Annotated in this window: 10 protein-coding genes; all 10 read left to right on the top strand. The window is 70.7% G+C overall.

All coding sequences use genetic code 11. The features are described from left to right. The first annotated feature begins 23 nt into the window (after window positions 1-23). The 10 genes from OSC27_RS07365 (at window position 24) to smc (ending at window position 13,642) form a co-directional block, all read left to right on the top strand. The gene (locus OSC27_RS07365; protein ID WP_267180795.1) at window positions 24-2,261 is read left to right on the top strand and encodes an ATP-dependent DNA helicase RecG; all 2,238 of its coding nucleotides are present in this window, start codon (window positions 24-26) and stop codon (window positions 2,259-2,261) included. A gap of 67 nt (window positions 2,262-2,328) precedes the next feature. Further along, on the top strand, window positions 2,329-2,811 hold the full coding sequence (gene coaD / locus OSC27_RS07370) for a pantetheine-phosphate adenylyltransferase (protein ID WP_267180796.1): 483 nt from the start codon (window positions 2,329-2,331) through the stop codon (window positions 2,809-2,811). Further along, window positions 2,808-3,848, top strand: coding sequence for an AAA family ATPase (locus OSC27_RS07375; RefSeq protein ID WP_267180797.1), 1,041 nt, complete (start codon window positions 2,808-2,810; stop codon window positions 3,846-3,848). The genes coaD and OSC27_RS07375 overlap by 4 nt, the downstream gene beginning before the upstream one ends. Window positions 3,849-3,853: 5 nt before the next feature. Beyond that, the gene (locus tag OSC27_RS07380; RefSeq protein WP_267180798.1) at window positions 3,854-5,335 is read left to right on the top strand and encodes a DUF58 domain-containing protein; all 1,482 of its coding nucleotides are present in this window, start codon (window positions 3,854-3,856) and stop codon (window positions 5,333-5,335) included. After that, window positions 5,332-7,581, top strand: a complete 2,250-nt coding sequence (locus OSC27_RS07385) for a transglutaminase TgpA family protein (protein WP_267180799.1) — start codon at window positions 5,332-5,334, stop codon at window positions 7,579-7,581. The genes OSC27_RS07380 and OSC27_RS07385 overlap by 4 nt, the downstream gene beginning before the upstream one ends. A 59-nt stretch (window positions 7,582-7,640) precedes the next feature. Further along, window positions 7,641-8,159 carry a YceD family protein gene (locus OSC27_RS07390; protein WP_267181161.1) on the top strand — a complete coding sequence of 173 codons (519 nt, stop codon included), beginning with the start codon at window positions 7,641-7,643 and terminating at the stop codon, window positions 8,157-8,159. 2 nt (window positions 8,160-8,161) lie between these two features. After that, window positions 8,162-8,365 (top strand): 50S ribosomal protein L32, encoded by a 204-nt coding sequence (gene rpmF / locus OSC27_RS07395; protein ID WP_267180800.1) that lies wholly within the window; start codon window positions 8,162-8,164, stop codon window positions 8,363-8,365. Between the two features lie 28 nt (window positions 8,366-8,393). Continuing rightward, window positions 8,394-9,092 carry a ribonuclease III gene (rnc, locus tag OSC27_RS07400; protein WP_267181162.1) on the top strand — a complete coding sequence of 233 codons (699 nt, stop codon included), beginning with the start codon at window positions 8,394-8,396 and terminating at the stop codon, window positions 9,090-9,092. Next, complete coding sequence (mutM, locus tag OSC27_RS07405) at window positions 9,085-10,065, top strand: bifunctional DNA-formamidopyrimidine glycosylase/DNA-(apurinic or apyrimidinic site) lyase (RefSeq protein WP_267180801.1); 981 nt, start codon at window positions 9,085-9,087, stop codon at window positions 10,063-10,065. Before rnc ends, mutM begins: the two co-directional genes overlap by 8 nt. A gap of 37 nt (window positions 10,066-10,102) precedes the next feature. Next, window positions 10,103-13,642, top strand: a complete 3,540-nt coding sequence (smc, locus tag OSC27_RS07410; RefSeq protein WP_267180802.1) for a chromosome segregation protein SMC — start codon at window positions 10,103-10,105, stop codon at window positions 13,640-13,642. Window positions 13,643-13,678: the final 36 nt, after the last annotated feature.

A 13,678-nucleotide genomic window follows, 5' to 3' on the forward strand; every position in this document is an offset into this window, starting at 1 on the left:
GGGGCGCCGAATAGACTCGCAGCATGAACGCCCGCAGCGCCCCCGCGACGGCGGATGAGGCGCCGCCCGGCGGCGTCGGCCTTGATTCGCGCGTGGCCGGCGTCGTGGGTGGCCGCACCGCCAGCGCCTTGACGAAGGCGTTCGGCATTGCCACGGTCGGCGACCTGCTTGCCCACTACCCGAGGCGCTACGCGCGTCGCGGCGAGCTGACGGCGCTGACGAGCCTGCCGGTCGACGAGCAGGTCACCATCGTCGCCGAGGTGCGCGAGGCACGCGAACGCAGTATGCGGGCGCGGCGCGGCTCCATCTTCGAGGTGCGCATCTCAGACGGGAGCGGCATCCTCCTGCTCACCTTCTTCAATCAGCCGTGGCGCTCCCGTGAACTGAAGCCGGGCGTGCGCGGCATCTTCGCCGGCAAGGTCACCGACTATCACGGCACGCTGCAGCTCGCGCATCCCGACTACGAGCTCTTCGAGGAGGGCGAGGGCGTGCCGGTCGACGAGGCGGCCCGGAAGTGGGCGATGGCACCCATTCCCATCTATCCGGCGACCTCCACGATCACGAGCTGGCAGTTGCAGAAGGCGATGGCGGTGGCGCTCGACGGCCTCCACGCCCTCGATGAGGTCATTCCTGCCGATGTGCGCCGAGCACGGGGTCTACTGGGCCATCGGGACGCACTCGAACTCGTGCACCGGCCCAAGACCGACGCCGACTGGCGCGCCGCGCGCGACACGCTGCGTTTCCAGGAGGCGCTGGTGCTGCAGACGGCACTGCTCGATCAGCGCGCCGCTTCCCGAGCGGTCAGCACCATACCGAGAACGTCGACCGCCGGCGGCACGCTCGAGCGCCTCGATGCCGCATTGCCGTTCACGCTCACGGGCGACCAGCAGCGTGTCGGCGACGAGATCGCCCGAGACATGGCGTCTCACGAGCCCATGAATCGGCTCGTGCAGGGTGAGGTCGGCAGCGGCAAGACGCTCGTCGCGCTGCGCGCCATGCTCGCGACCGCCGACTCCGGCGGCCAGTCGGCGCTGCTCGCCCCCACCGAGGTGCTCGCCGCCCAGCACCTGCGCTCCATCGCCGCCGCCCTCGGTCCCGAGCTCTCGGCGCAGCTCATGCCCACGCTGCTCACCGGTCAGCTGAGCGCGTCGGAGCGGCGCAAGGCCACGCTGCGCATCGTCTCCGGCCAGGCCCGCATCGTCGTCGGCACCCACGCGCTCCTCGGCGACGCCGTCACCTTCTTCGACCTCGGCCTCGTCGTGGTCGACGAACAGCACCGCTTCGGCGTCGAGCAGCGCGAGGCCCTGCGCCTCAAAGGCTCAACCCCGCCGCACGTGCTCGTGCTCACAGCCACCCCGATCCCGCGCACCATCGCCATGACCGTCTTCGGAGACCTCGACGTCTCGACCATCGCCGAGTTGCCGGCCGGTCGTGCCGGCATCGAGAGCTTCGTCGCGCCGCTCGCCGAGCATCCCGGGTGGGAGCGGCGTGTCTTCGAGCGCGCGGCCGAGGAGATCGAGCGCGGCCACCAGGTCTTCGTCGTCTGCCCCGCCATCGACGCGAAGCACGACGAAGAAGCGGATGCCCCGGCGGCCGAGACGCCGGCCGGCGTCACGCCCGCCGGGGACCCGGCCGCACCCAACGCGCCTCGCGCCTCCGTCGAGTCCACGCTGGCGCTCGTTCGCGCGCACCCCCGCCTCGGCGCCGCGCGCATCGGCGTGCTGCACGGCCGCCTTCCCAGCGACGAGAAGGATGCGGTCATGCGCGCCTTCGCCGCGCACGACCTCGACCTGCTCGTGGCCACCACCGTCATCGAGGTCGGCGTCGACGTTCCGAACGCCTCGACCATGGTCGTGCTCGACGCGGATCGCTTCGGGGTCTCCCAGCTGCACCAGCTGCGCGGTCGCATCGGGCGAGGCAGCGTGGCGGGGCTCTGCCTCTTCGTCACGCACGCCGAGCAGGGCACGCTGGCTCGAGAGCGCGTGGATGCGGTCGCCGCGACCCTCGACGGGTTCGAGCTTGCGCAGGTCGACCTCGACCTGCGGCAGGAGGGCGACGTGCTCGGCAGCACCCAGTCGGGCGGCCGCTCGTCGCTCAAGCTGCTGCGCGTCACACGTGACGGCGCCCTCATCGCCGAGGCCCGTGAGGAGGCCCGCGCCATCCTCGCCACAGCGGAGGGTCTGGAGGGGCAGCCGGGCCTTCGCGCGGCACTGGCGCGACGGCTCGACGACGACGAGCGCGACTTTCTCGCGAAGAACTGAGCGTCACTCGTGCATTCGCCGAGCAAAGTAACGAATTGATAACCCTGTCAGGCTATTCTGGAGGTCTATGAACAGGATCGCCGTTGTCCCTGGATCGTTCGACCCGGTCACGCTGGGTCACCTCGATGTGATCGAGCGCGCGGCCCGCCTGTTCGACGAGGTGCACGTCGTGGTCGTGCACAATCCGGACAAGAACGCGATGCTGCCGATCGCCCAACGGGTGTCGCTGATCGAGCGCTCCGTCGCCGACGCGGGCATCGGAGCGAACGTGACCGTCGCCTCGTGGAGTGTGGGCCTTCTCGTCGACTACTGCACCGATGTCGGCGCCCAGGTGCTCATCAAGGGAATCCGCTCCCAGGTCGACGTGGCCTACGAGACGCCCATGGCCATCGTCAACCGCCACCTCGCCGAGGTCGAGACCATCTTCATGCTGCCGGATCCGAGCCATGCGCACGTCTCCAGTTCCCTCGTTCGCCAGGTCGCCGCGCTGGGTGGCGACGTCGAGCCGTACGTGCCGAGGGCCGTCTACGAGTATCTGCAGGAGACATGAACACCTTCGCGACGCGTGAGCCAACGGATTCCTCCGTCACCCGAATAGAGGAATCGTTCGAGATCGGCCTGGAGCAGCTGCAGCGGCACGCGGAGCAGATCAGTGCGAACATCGAGTCCGTCATCGACGGTAAGCACGAGGTGGTGCAGACCGCGCTCACGGTGCTGCTCGCCGGCGGCCACCTTCTCATCGAAGACGTGCCGGGCGTCGGCAAGACCATGCTCGCCAAGGCGCTTGCAAAATCCGTGGACTGCACGGTCAGCCGCATCCAATTCACACCCGACCTGCTGCCGAGCGACGTGACAGGTGTCTCTGTCTACGATCAGGCGTCGAGGCGGTTCGAGTTCAAGCCGGGTGCGGTCTTCGCGAACATCGTCATCGGCGACGAGATCAACCGAGCGAGCCCGAAGACCCAGTCTGCGCTGCTCGAGTGCATGGAGGAGCGCCAGGTCACGGTTGACGGCAGCACGTACGAGCTGACGAGCCCGTTCGTGGTCATCGCCACGCAGAACCCCATCGAGATGGAGGGCACGTACGCCCTGCCTGAAGCGCAGCGCGACCGGTTCATGGCGCGCATCGCCATGGGCTACCCCGACCAGGAATCCGAGCTGGCCATGCTCAACACGCGTGACACCGACAGTCCGCTCGTCTCCCTCGGCGCCATCGTGACGGCGGATCGACTGCGTGCCATGATGAGGGCTGCCCGCGGCGTCTACGCGGCCCCCGCCGTGAAGCAGTACGCGGTCGACATCGTGCGCGCCACGAGGGAAGACCACGACCTGCGGCTTGGCGCCAGCCCGAGAGCCACGCTGCAACTCGTGCGCGCCGCGAAGGCCCGGGCGGCGCTCGACGGCCGCGACTTCGTGCTGCCAGACGACATCGCCTCGCTCACCCTGCCGGTTCTCGGCCATCGCCTGCTGCCGACCAACCGGGCGCTCGGACACCACCACGAGAGCGCGGAGGTCGTCGCCGACATCCTCGAGCGCATCGTCGCGTCGGTTCCCATTCCGGCGTCTGGCGGAGCGGCGGGCGGCTGAGCGCCATGGTCGGCAGGCGGCTGGGCGGCGCGACGGGCGACCAGCGCCGTGGTGGGAAGGGCGGCTCCTCTCGCAGCGCTCGCGGCCCGAGGCCGACCGCACGCGGTTGGGGCCTCTTCGCCGCCGGCGTCATCCTCAGCTGTGCTGCGGCGTTCCTCAGTCGCCAGGACCTGCTCGTCGCCGGCCTGATCCTCGCCCTTCTGCCCCTCGCGGCCATGCTCGCTCTCGTGTTCCTCGCGCCGGGCGTCACGGTCACGCGCCGTATCGAGCCGGATGTCATCGCCGTCGGCGATGAGGCCGTGGTGACGCTGCGCATCGCGGCGGCCGGCGGCCGCATCCTCACCGCCGTTCCGTGGCGCGACAACGTGCCGGCCGGTGTCGTCGACGAGGGCTGGAGCGAACCGACGGGGTCGCTCTCGACCGCGTCGGCCCGTCGTGGCGTCGCTCACCATCGCGTTCGCGGCGCTGTGCGCGGGCTCTATGAGATCGGCCCGCTCGCGATCGACGGCAGCGATCTGTTCGGCCTCGCCCACTGCGAGTGGCCGGTCGGCGCGGCCCGCGCCCTCATCGTGACCCCGCGCGCGAGCGAGAAGCCGCCGTCCTCCCTCGCCTCGCTCGGCAGCGAGGGCAGCGAGCATCAGGTGCTGCGCCGCACGACGCCGGGCGAAGACGAGCTGACCGCCCGGGAGTACCGATCGGGCGACCCGTTGCGCCGCGTGCACTGGCGTGCGACGGCGCGCCACGGCGAGCTCATGGTGCGCCAGGAGGAGCAGAGCAGCAACCCCGAGAGCTGGATCGTCTTCGACACGCAGTCGGATGCGGGACCGCCGCGGCATCCGTCCTCCGTCCCCGCCGACGACCCGTTCGAGCGCGCCGTCGCCTTCACCGCCTCGCTTTCGCGCTGGCTGATCCAGGCGGGCCATCGAGTGACGGTGGCCGAGACGGGCCGCGGCCAGTTGACGGGCTCGTCGGCGGGCCGCTCCGGCCTGCGTGGCGGCCGGCTGCCTCGGTACGAGTCGGCGGCGGGGGAGCGTGCGCTGTTCGCCGCGCTCGCCGGTGTACAGCCGGAGTCGGCGCCCAACGCCAGGGTGGGTGGCGAGGTCGCCGCGAGCCTCAACCGTTCCGGCGCCAACGCGCCGGTGTTCGCGGTGGTCGTCGCAGCGGGGGATGCGGCGCTGACGGCCCTGCGCCAGCTCGCCCCCATGGCGGGCGTCGCCATCGCATTCGTCTTCGGCAGCGACGGCGAGGCCGCGGCCATGACGCTGGGCTCGTTCGGCTGGCGCGTCGTCGTCGTCGGCGAGGGCGTGGATGATGCGGAGGCCTGGCAGAGCGCCTCGGCGGCGATGCGCGCCGAGGCCGGGCAGCGCTCGGCGGAGGCCGAGGAAGCCGCTGACCGGCGCGAGGAGCGCGAGGAGAACGCCGCGGCAGGCGCCGCCGCCCACCATGGCGCGGCCGCACGAGGCACGTCAGCACGGGGCGCGTCATGAGCATGTCGGTGAGCGCGCGCACCCCGCCGGCCCGCTGGCGCCTGGCCTTCGTGCAGTTCGTGCTCGTGATGACGGCGATGTCTGCCATGACGGGTGTGTTCGCGGGCGTCGGCTGGTGGTTCCTCGCGGCGTTCGTGGCGGCCCTCGTGCTGTTCGGGGCGGCAACCCTGCGGGCGCTGCGTCTTCCCCCGATCGGCGCGCTCGGCGGTGCTCTCGCGCTCCTCGTCGTCGCCCTCACCGGCGTCTTCGGCGGCGGCCTCGGCTTCGCCGTGCTGATCCCGACCCCCGCGAGCGTCGGCCGCCTGCTCGAACTCGCGGGCCGCGTCGCCCCGGCGATCAGCGAGGAGTCGATCCCGGCGCACGAGGTTCCTGAGCTCCTGTTCGCGCTCGCCGCCGGCACGGGCGTCATCGCGCTCGCCGTCGATCTCTTCACCATCGTGCTCGGCATGCCAGCCCTCGCCGGCATCCCGATCCTGCTCGCCCTGTGCGTTCCGGTCGGCTTTCTCACGACGGGGGCGAACCCGCTGTGGCTCATCGCCTGCACGGCGGCCTACCTCTGGCTGCTGGCTGCCGACCGTGTTCCCCGCATGCGGAGACCCCGGGCGGCCCGAGCGGGCGTGACGGGCGCGGCCGTTGTGGCGGCGCTCGCCCTCGTCGTCGGCGTCACGGCGCCCGGCTTCACGGCCGTTGGCGCGGTGCCGCTCACCAGCAGGGGCTCGGTGCTCGGCAGCGGCGTCAACCCGCTCATCGACCTCGGCCAGGACCTGCGCCGGCCGCTGCCCGTGCCGGTGCTCAGCTACGTCACCTCGGCCAGCGACCAGTTGTACCTCACGCTCACGACGCTCGACCGCTTCACGGGCGCGACCTGGACCCACACAACGCCGCAGATGAGCAGCCTGTCGCGCAACGATGAGATCGGCGCGGTTCCCGGCCTCTCCGGCGCGGTCACGACGAGCACGGTCAACACCACGGTCTCGGTCGACTCCCTGCGCAGCCCGTGGCTGCCCGTGCCGTACCCTGCCCGCGCCGTGAGCGGCCTCACGGGCTCCTGGTCGTACTCCCAAAGCGACCTCACCATCAGCAGCAGGGATTCCAGCGCCGCCAACCAGAACTACAGCGTCACCAGCCTGCGTGTGCACCCGACGCCGCAGCAGCTTCAGGATGCCGGCGGCTACCTGCCGCCGTCGGTGCGTGGCGACCTCGACCTGCCGTCGAAGATTCCGGCGACCATCACCCGCGCGGCCCAGAAGGCGACGGATGGCGCCACCACGAACTACGAGAAGGCCGTCGCGCTGCAGAACTACTTCCGCGACGCGGGGTTCCAGTATTCGGTGCAGACCCCGCTGCGGCAGGGCTACGACGGCGACGGGCTGGCCGTCATCTCCACGTTCCTTCAGAAGAAGTCCGGCTACTGCGTGCACTTCGCCTCCGCGATGGCGATCATGGCCAGAATCCTCGGAATCCCCGCCCGCGTGGCCATCGGCTACCTGCCCGGCGCCAACGCCGGCTCCGTGGGGCAGGCGGGCTACCGCTACACGGTCACCACGAACGAGCTGCACTCGTGGCCCGAGCTGTACTTCCCGGGCGCCGGCTGGCTTGCATTCGAGCCGACCGTCGGCCGCGGAATCCTTCCCGCATACACCGTGCCGACCGCATCAGATGACTCTCCTGTCACCGAATCGACCCCGTCGAGCGAGGCCACCGCGGCGGCGTCGCCGTCATCTGCGGCGAACGCGGCAGACGCGAGCTCGCACACGGCCGCGCAGACGGCGAGGGCGGATGCCGCGGGCTGGGTGGTCTTCGCCCTGATCCTCGGGCTCGCGCTTGTGGCGCCCGCTGCCTCCCGCCGCATGATCGCGGCGCGAGGGGCACGAAGGGTCCAGCGCGGTGTGAATCCTGCCGGCGCGGCGTGGGCCGAGGTTCTCAGAACCGCTCGCGACCTCAGGCTCGGGCTGTCACCCGGAGCCACGGCCCGATCGCTCGCAGCGACACTTGAGGGGAGCCTCGCAGAACCCGAGCAGCGAGCCGCGCTCCTGCGCCTGCGCGACGCCGTGGAGCGCGAGCGGTATGCGCGCGCGGCCGGCAGCACGGCGCAGGAGCGGGAGGCGATCGCGCACGACCGCGACGAGGTCACGCGGGGGCTGCGGGGTCAGGTGTCGCAGGGACAACGCGTGCTTGCGGCCGCGCTGCCGGCATCCCTTCTGCCTCTCATCCCCTCCCGGCCCGCACAGGGGCGCTTCGCGTAGAATCGGTGCCCGTGAGCACTCATACCTCGTCGCCCTTCGTCATCGACGTTCGCGACCTCATGCACCGCCCCGGCGAGATGCGCGAGAAGCAGCTGAGCCTTCCCGTGACCGAGCCGCTGGGTGAGGGGCTGGTCAGTGTTCCCGCGGGGGAGCCGATCGCCACAGACCTGCGCCTGGAGTCGCTGCACGAGGGCATTCTCGCCAGCGCGAGCCTGTCTACGACGGCCACGGGCGAGTGCGGGCGTTGCCTGATCGACATCGAGCTGCCGGTCCAAGTCGATTTCCAAGAGGTTTTCGCGTATTCTTCTGACGAAGCTTTTGACTATGAGGTTCACGACGACCACGTGGATCTTGAACCTCTTGTCAGGGATGCGGTAGTGCTATCGCTGCCGTTCCAGCCGGTGTGCCGGCCGGACTGCCCGGGTCTCGACCCCGAGACGGGCGAGCGTCTGGCGGATCACCCGGAGAAGGAATCACCAGAGCCGGTTGACCCGCGTTGGTCTGCGCTCGCGGGTTTCCAGGCTTCCGAAGACGACAGTGTCGGCCACGCCGCCCCTGCAGAGCGAGAAGAGAGTTAGTCATGGCAGTTCCGAAGCGGAAAATGTCCCGCGCGTCGACCCGTATGCGCCGCGCCCAGTGGAAGGCGAGTGTGCCCACGCTCGTCAAGACCGTCGAGAACGGCAAGGTCACCTACAGCCTCCCGCACCGTGCGAAGGTCGTCGAGGACTCGGCGGGCACCCCGCTGTTCCTCGAGTACAAGGGCCGTAAGGTCGCTGACGTCTAGTCACGGCCTGCAGAGCGAGAAGCGCGCGCTGGGCGGGGAGAACCCCGACCGGCACGCGCTTTTCGTCACGCTCGGCGTCGAATTCGATCCTGCGCTGCTCGAGCTGGCGCTGACGCACCGCTCCTACGCGTACGAGCACGGCGGCATTCCGCACAACGAGCGCCTCGAGTTCCTCGGCGACTCCATTCTCGGCCAGGCCGTCACGGTCAAGCTGTTCCGCGAGAACCCCGATCTCGACGAGGGCGACCTCGCCAAGCGCCGGGCGAGCCTCGTCAGCACTGTTGCGCTGGCGCAGATCGCGCGTGTTATCGGGCTGGGCGACTACATTCGCCTGGGCCGCGGTGAAGACCAGAGCGGCGGCCGGTCCAAGGCCTCCATCCTCGCCGACACGGTCGAGGCCGTCATCGGCGCGACATACCTCGGGGCCGGGGCGGATGCCGCGACATCCCTCGTACTGCGCTTGATCGAGCCGCTGCTCGCCGACCCAAGCCGCTTCGGCGCCGCCATGGATCCGAAGACCAGCCTGCAGGAAGCGGCGGCAGCCCATGGCGGCTCCAACCCCGTCTACGCCGTGACCAACACCGGCCCCGATCACAACAAGACGTTCCACGCCACCGTCACGGTGCCCGGCCTCGTCTCCGCGACCGGCGCTGGCTCCAGCAAGAAGCAGGCCGAGATGGCCGCCGCGCTCGAGGCGTGGACCACCCTCAGCACCGACGGTGCCTGAACTTCCCGAGGTCGAGGTCGTTCGCGCGGGTCTCGAACCGGCTGTCACGGGCGCGCTGATCACCTCCGTCGAGGTGCGCGAGCCGCGCTCCCTCAAGCGGCACGATGCCGCGGCCGGCGCGTTCGACGCGCGCCTCGAGGGCCGCATGATCACGGCAGCGTGCCGCCGAGGCAAGTTCCTCTGGCTCCCGCTTCTCGGGCTTCCCCCTCACGGAACCCCTCGTGAAGCGGATGCCGCTCCGCGCCCCGCGCCCCGTGACGCCCTGCTCGTGCACCTCGGCATGAGCGGGCAGGTGCTGCTGCGCGAACCGGGTGCGGACGACGACCGCAACCTGCGCATCCGTCTCGGCATCGAACACGCCGAGCACGGCGAGTTGCGCGTGGACTTCGTGGACCAGCGCATCTTCGGCTCCATGGCGGTGGACGCGCTCGTACCGACGGCCGACGGCATGCCGGGCGGCCGCGGCAGCGACCAGCCCACGCTGCCCACGCAGGTGGCGCACATCGGCCGAGACCCGCTCGACCCCGCGTTCGACGACGACGCCTTCATTGCGACTCTGCGAAAGCGGCCGAGCGGCATCAAGCGCGTACTGCTCGACCAGGGTGTCGCGAGCGGCATCGGCAACATCTACGCCGACGAAGCGCTCTGGGCGGCGCGGATCCACTACGACCAGCCGGCGGCGACACTCGGTACGAAGCGGGCGAGGCTCCTGCTGGCCGAGGTTCGCCTGGTGCTCGCGAAGGCGCTGGCGGAGGGCGGCACGAGCTTCGATGCCCAGTACGTCAACGTCAACGGCGCGTCCGGTTACTTCTCGCACAGCCTCAACGCGTACGGCAGGCAGGGCACGCCGTGCGCGCGCTGCGGCACGCTCCTGGTGCGCGAACGCTTCATGAACCGTGCATCCCATCTCTGCCCGCGCTGCCAGCGCTTGCGCGTGCCCGCGCGGGCTGCGGCCATCCGTCAGGTACCGTAGTCGCAGGATTCACCGCCATGAGAGCGAAGGCAGCACCGTGTACTTGAAGAGCCTGAAGCTGAAGGGGTTCAAATCCTTCGCGCAGCCGACGACGTTCGCGTTCGAGCCGGGCGTGACGTGTGTCGTTGGCCCGAACGGCTCAGGCAAGTCGAATGTGGTCGACGCGCTCGCCTGGGTCATGGGCGAGCAGGGCGCGAAGACGCTGCGCGGCGGCAAGATGGAAGACGTCATCTTCGCCGGCACCGCCACGAAGGGCCCGCTTGGCCGCGCCGAGGTGACCCTCACGATCGACAATTCCGACGGCGCGCTGCCGATCGAGTACACCGAGGTCACGATCAGCAGAACGCTGTTCCGCAACGGAGGCAGTGAGTACGCGATCAACGGCGAGGCGTGTCGCCTGCTCGACGTGCAGGAGCTACTCAGCGATTCCGGGCTCGGCCGCGAGATGCACGTGATCGTCGGCCAGGGGCAGCTCGACGCGGTGCTGCGGGCGACACCGGAGGATCGGCGTGGCTTCATCGAAGAGGCCGCGGGAATCCTGAAGCACCGCCGGCGCAAGGAGAAGACCCTGCGCAAGCTCGAGGCGATGCAGACGAACCTCACCCGCCTCAGCGACCTCGCCGGTGAGATCCGGCGGCAGCTGAAGCCACTCGGCCATCAGGCCGAGATCGCCCGCGAGGCGCAGTCGATCGCCGCGGTCGTGCGCGACGCGAAGGCGCGGCTGCTCGCCGACGAGGTCGTCACGCTGCGCCGCGCGCTCGAGGAGCACAGCCGCAGCGAGGCAGAGCGACACAGCGAGCGCATCGTGCTGCAGGAGCAGCTCGAGCAGAAGCAGCTGCGGGTGGCGCGCCTCGAGCAGGCGCAGGTGGGCGACGCCGTCGACACGGCCAGGCGCACCGCATTCTCGCTCGAGTCGGTGCAGGAGCGCCTGCGCAGTCTCTACACGCTCGCCAACCAGCGGCTCGCGCTTCTCGGTTCCCAGGCCGAGGGCGAGCAGGCGACGCCGAGCGTGACACCCCAGATGGTCGCCGACGCGCGCGCCGAGGCCGAGCGGCTGCGCGAGGTCGTGACGACCGCGGAGCAGGCGTGGCAGCAGGCGCAGGCCGCCACGCTTCGCTCGCGATCCCGACTCGACGCCATCGACGAGGAGATCGCCGCGCAGAGCGAACTCGTCTCCCGGCACGACCTCGAGCTCACCCAGCTGCAGGGCCAGGCGGATGCGGCGGCTTCCCGGCTGGCGGCGGTCCGCGGCGGGGTGCTGCGCCAGCAGAACGCTCTCGACGCCGCGCTCGCCCGGCGCGAGAGCGCGAGAGCAGAGCTCGAGGCATACGAGAGCGAGGCCCTCGAAGCGGATGCCGGTGGCGGCGACCTCGACGAGGCGTACGAACTCGCCCAGGCCACCGTCTTCGAGGCCGAGGGCGAGATCGATCGGCTGAGAGAGGAACTGCACACGCTCGAGCGGGAGAGGGACGCCCTCGCCGCCCGCACGAGCGCGCTCTCGAGCGCGCTCGACACGAAGGACGGATCGAGCGCCCTCGTTGCGGCGGCGCGCCCCGGCATCCGCGGGCTTGTTGCCGAGCACGTGCAGGTTCGGCCGGGGTACGAGGCCGCCATCGCCGCGGCTCTCGGAACGCTCGCCGATGCGGTGCTGGCCGACGACCGTGGGGCCGCCATCGGCGCGCTCGACTACGCCAGAGGCGAGGAGCTGGGCCACCTGGAGCTGGTGCTTGCCGAGGCCGGGCACGAGCAGGCGTCAGAGGCGGGGCGGCGTGTGAGCGAGGAGCCGGGCGGGGCTGGCCTCATCCGTGCCTCGTCTGTGGTGACCGCGCCCGGCGGCGTTCTCGGGGTGCTCGCGCACGTGCTCATCGCCGACGATGTCGACGCCGCTCGTCTCGCCTGGAGCAGGCTCGAGGCCGACGACGCGAACGCGACCGTGATCACGAAGGCGGGCGACGTTCTCAGCCGGTACGTGCTGCGCGGCGGCTCCGGCGCCAAGCGCAGCAGGCTCGAGCTCGTCGCCGACCGCGACGCCGCCTCGGCCAGGCTGGGCGAGGTCACCTCGCTCATCGAGCGCGCCACGTACGCCCTGACTGAGCAGCGCGAGGTGCTGCAGGGGGCCAAGCAGGGCTCGCAGGCGGCCCTCGCCGCCCTACGCGAATACGACGCCCGTCTGGCCGAGCAGAGCGAGCGGCGCAACCGCCTCACGGTGCGGCTCGAGGCGTCGGCCGCCGAGTCCGAGCGGCTTGAGAGCGCGCTGCAGCAGGCCGCCGACGCGGTCGCTGAGGCGGAAGCCGCGGCCGAGAAGGCGAAGGCTGAGCTCGGCACGGCGCAGTCGCGGCCGCGGCCGATGCTCGATGTCAGCGCGCGCGATGCGCTCTATGCCGAACTGGAGAAGGCGAGGGAGACCGAGGTCGAGTCCCGCCTGGCGCTCGAGACCGCCAGGGAACGGGTGCGTGCCGAGGAGGCGCGCGGCGAGAGCCTGGTGCGCCGAATGGAGGCCGACCGGGCGGCAGCTGAGGAGGCCGCCCGCCGGGCCGTGGTGCGCCGCCGGCAGGTGGAGGCCGCAAGCGCCGTCATCGAGGCCCTTCCGCCCGTGCTCGACTCGGTGGACCGCTCGGTGGCGCAGGCTCGCGTCGAGCTCGCCGCAGCCGAGGCCGAGCGTGCGAGCCAGAACGAGGAGCTCGCGGCGCTGCGCCGCGAGGAGGGCGCCGCGCGCGAGCGCCTGCAGGCCATCACCGAGAACGTGCACGGCCTCGAACTGCAGATCTACGAGAAGAAGCTGCACCTCTCCGGGCTGCTCGAGCGCGCCGGCAGCGAGCTCGGCCTGGTCGAAGATGTTCTCGTGGATGAATACGGGCCGCAGGTGCCGATCTCGCTCGACGGCGAAGCAGAATCGGTGCCGTTCGACCGCGCCGAGCAGCAGGCCCGCCTGGCCAAAGCCGAACGCAAATATGCCCAGCTCGGCCGTGTGAACCCGCTGGCGCTCGAGGAGTTCGCGGCGCTCGAGCAGCGGCACAAGTTCCTCACCGAGCAGCTCACCGACCTCACGAAGACGCGCACCGACCTGCTGACGATCATCGAGGAGATCGACGAGAAGATGCAGTCGATCTTCCAGGCCGCATTCGACGACACGAAGGCCGCGTTCGCCGAGGTGTTCCCGGTGCTGTTCCCCGGCGGCACCGGGAGCATCGAGCTCACCGACCCGGAGAACCTGCTGACCACCGGCATCGAGGTCTCAGTGAAGCCGGCCGGCAAGAAGATCGAGCGGCTCTCCCTGCTGTCGGGCGGCGAGCGCTCGCTGGCGGCCGTCGCCCTGCTGATCGCCATCTTCAAGGCGCGCCCCAGCCCCTTCTACATCATGGATGAGGTGGAGGCGGCGCTCGACGACGCCAACCTGGGCCGCCTGCTCACGATCTTCGAGGACCTGCGCGAGACCAGCCAGCTCATCGTCATCACGCACCAGAAGCGCACCATGGAGATCGCCGACGCCCTCTACGGCGTCTCGATGCGCCAGGACGGCGTCTCGGCGGTCGTCGGTCAGCGTGTCGCGGTCGACGAAGAGCGCCGCTCCGCCTGAGCGTTCTGAGCCGGCCATGCCGGCGCATCCGCACCG

Source organism: Microbacterium sp. STN6 (genome assembly GCF_026410545.1).
Taxonomy (GTDB): Bacteria; Actinomycetota; Actinomycetes; order Actinomycetales; family Microbacteriaceae; genus Root112D2.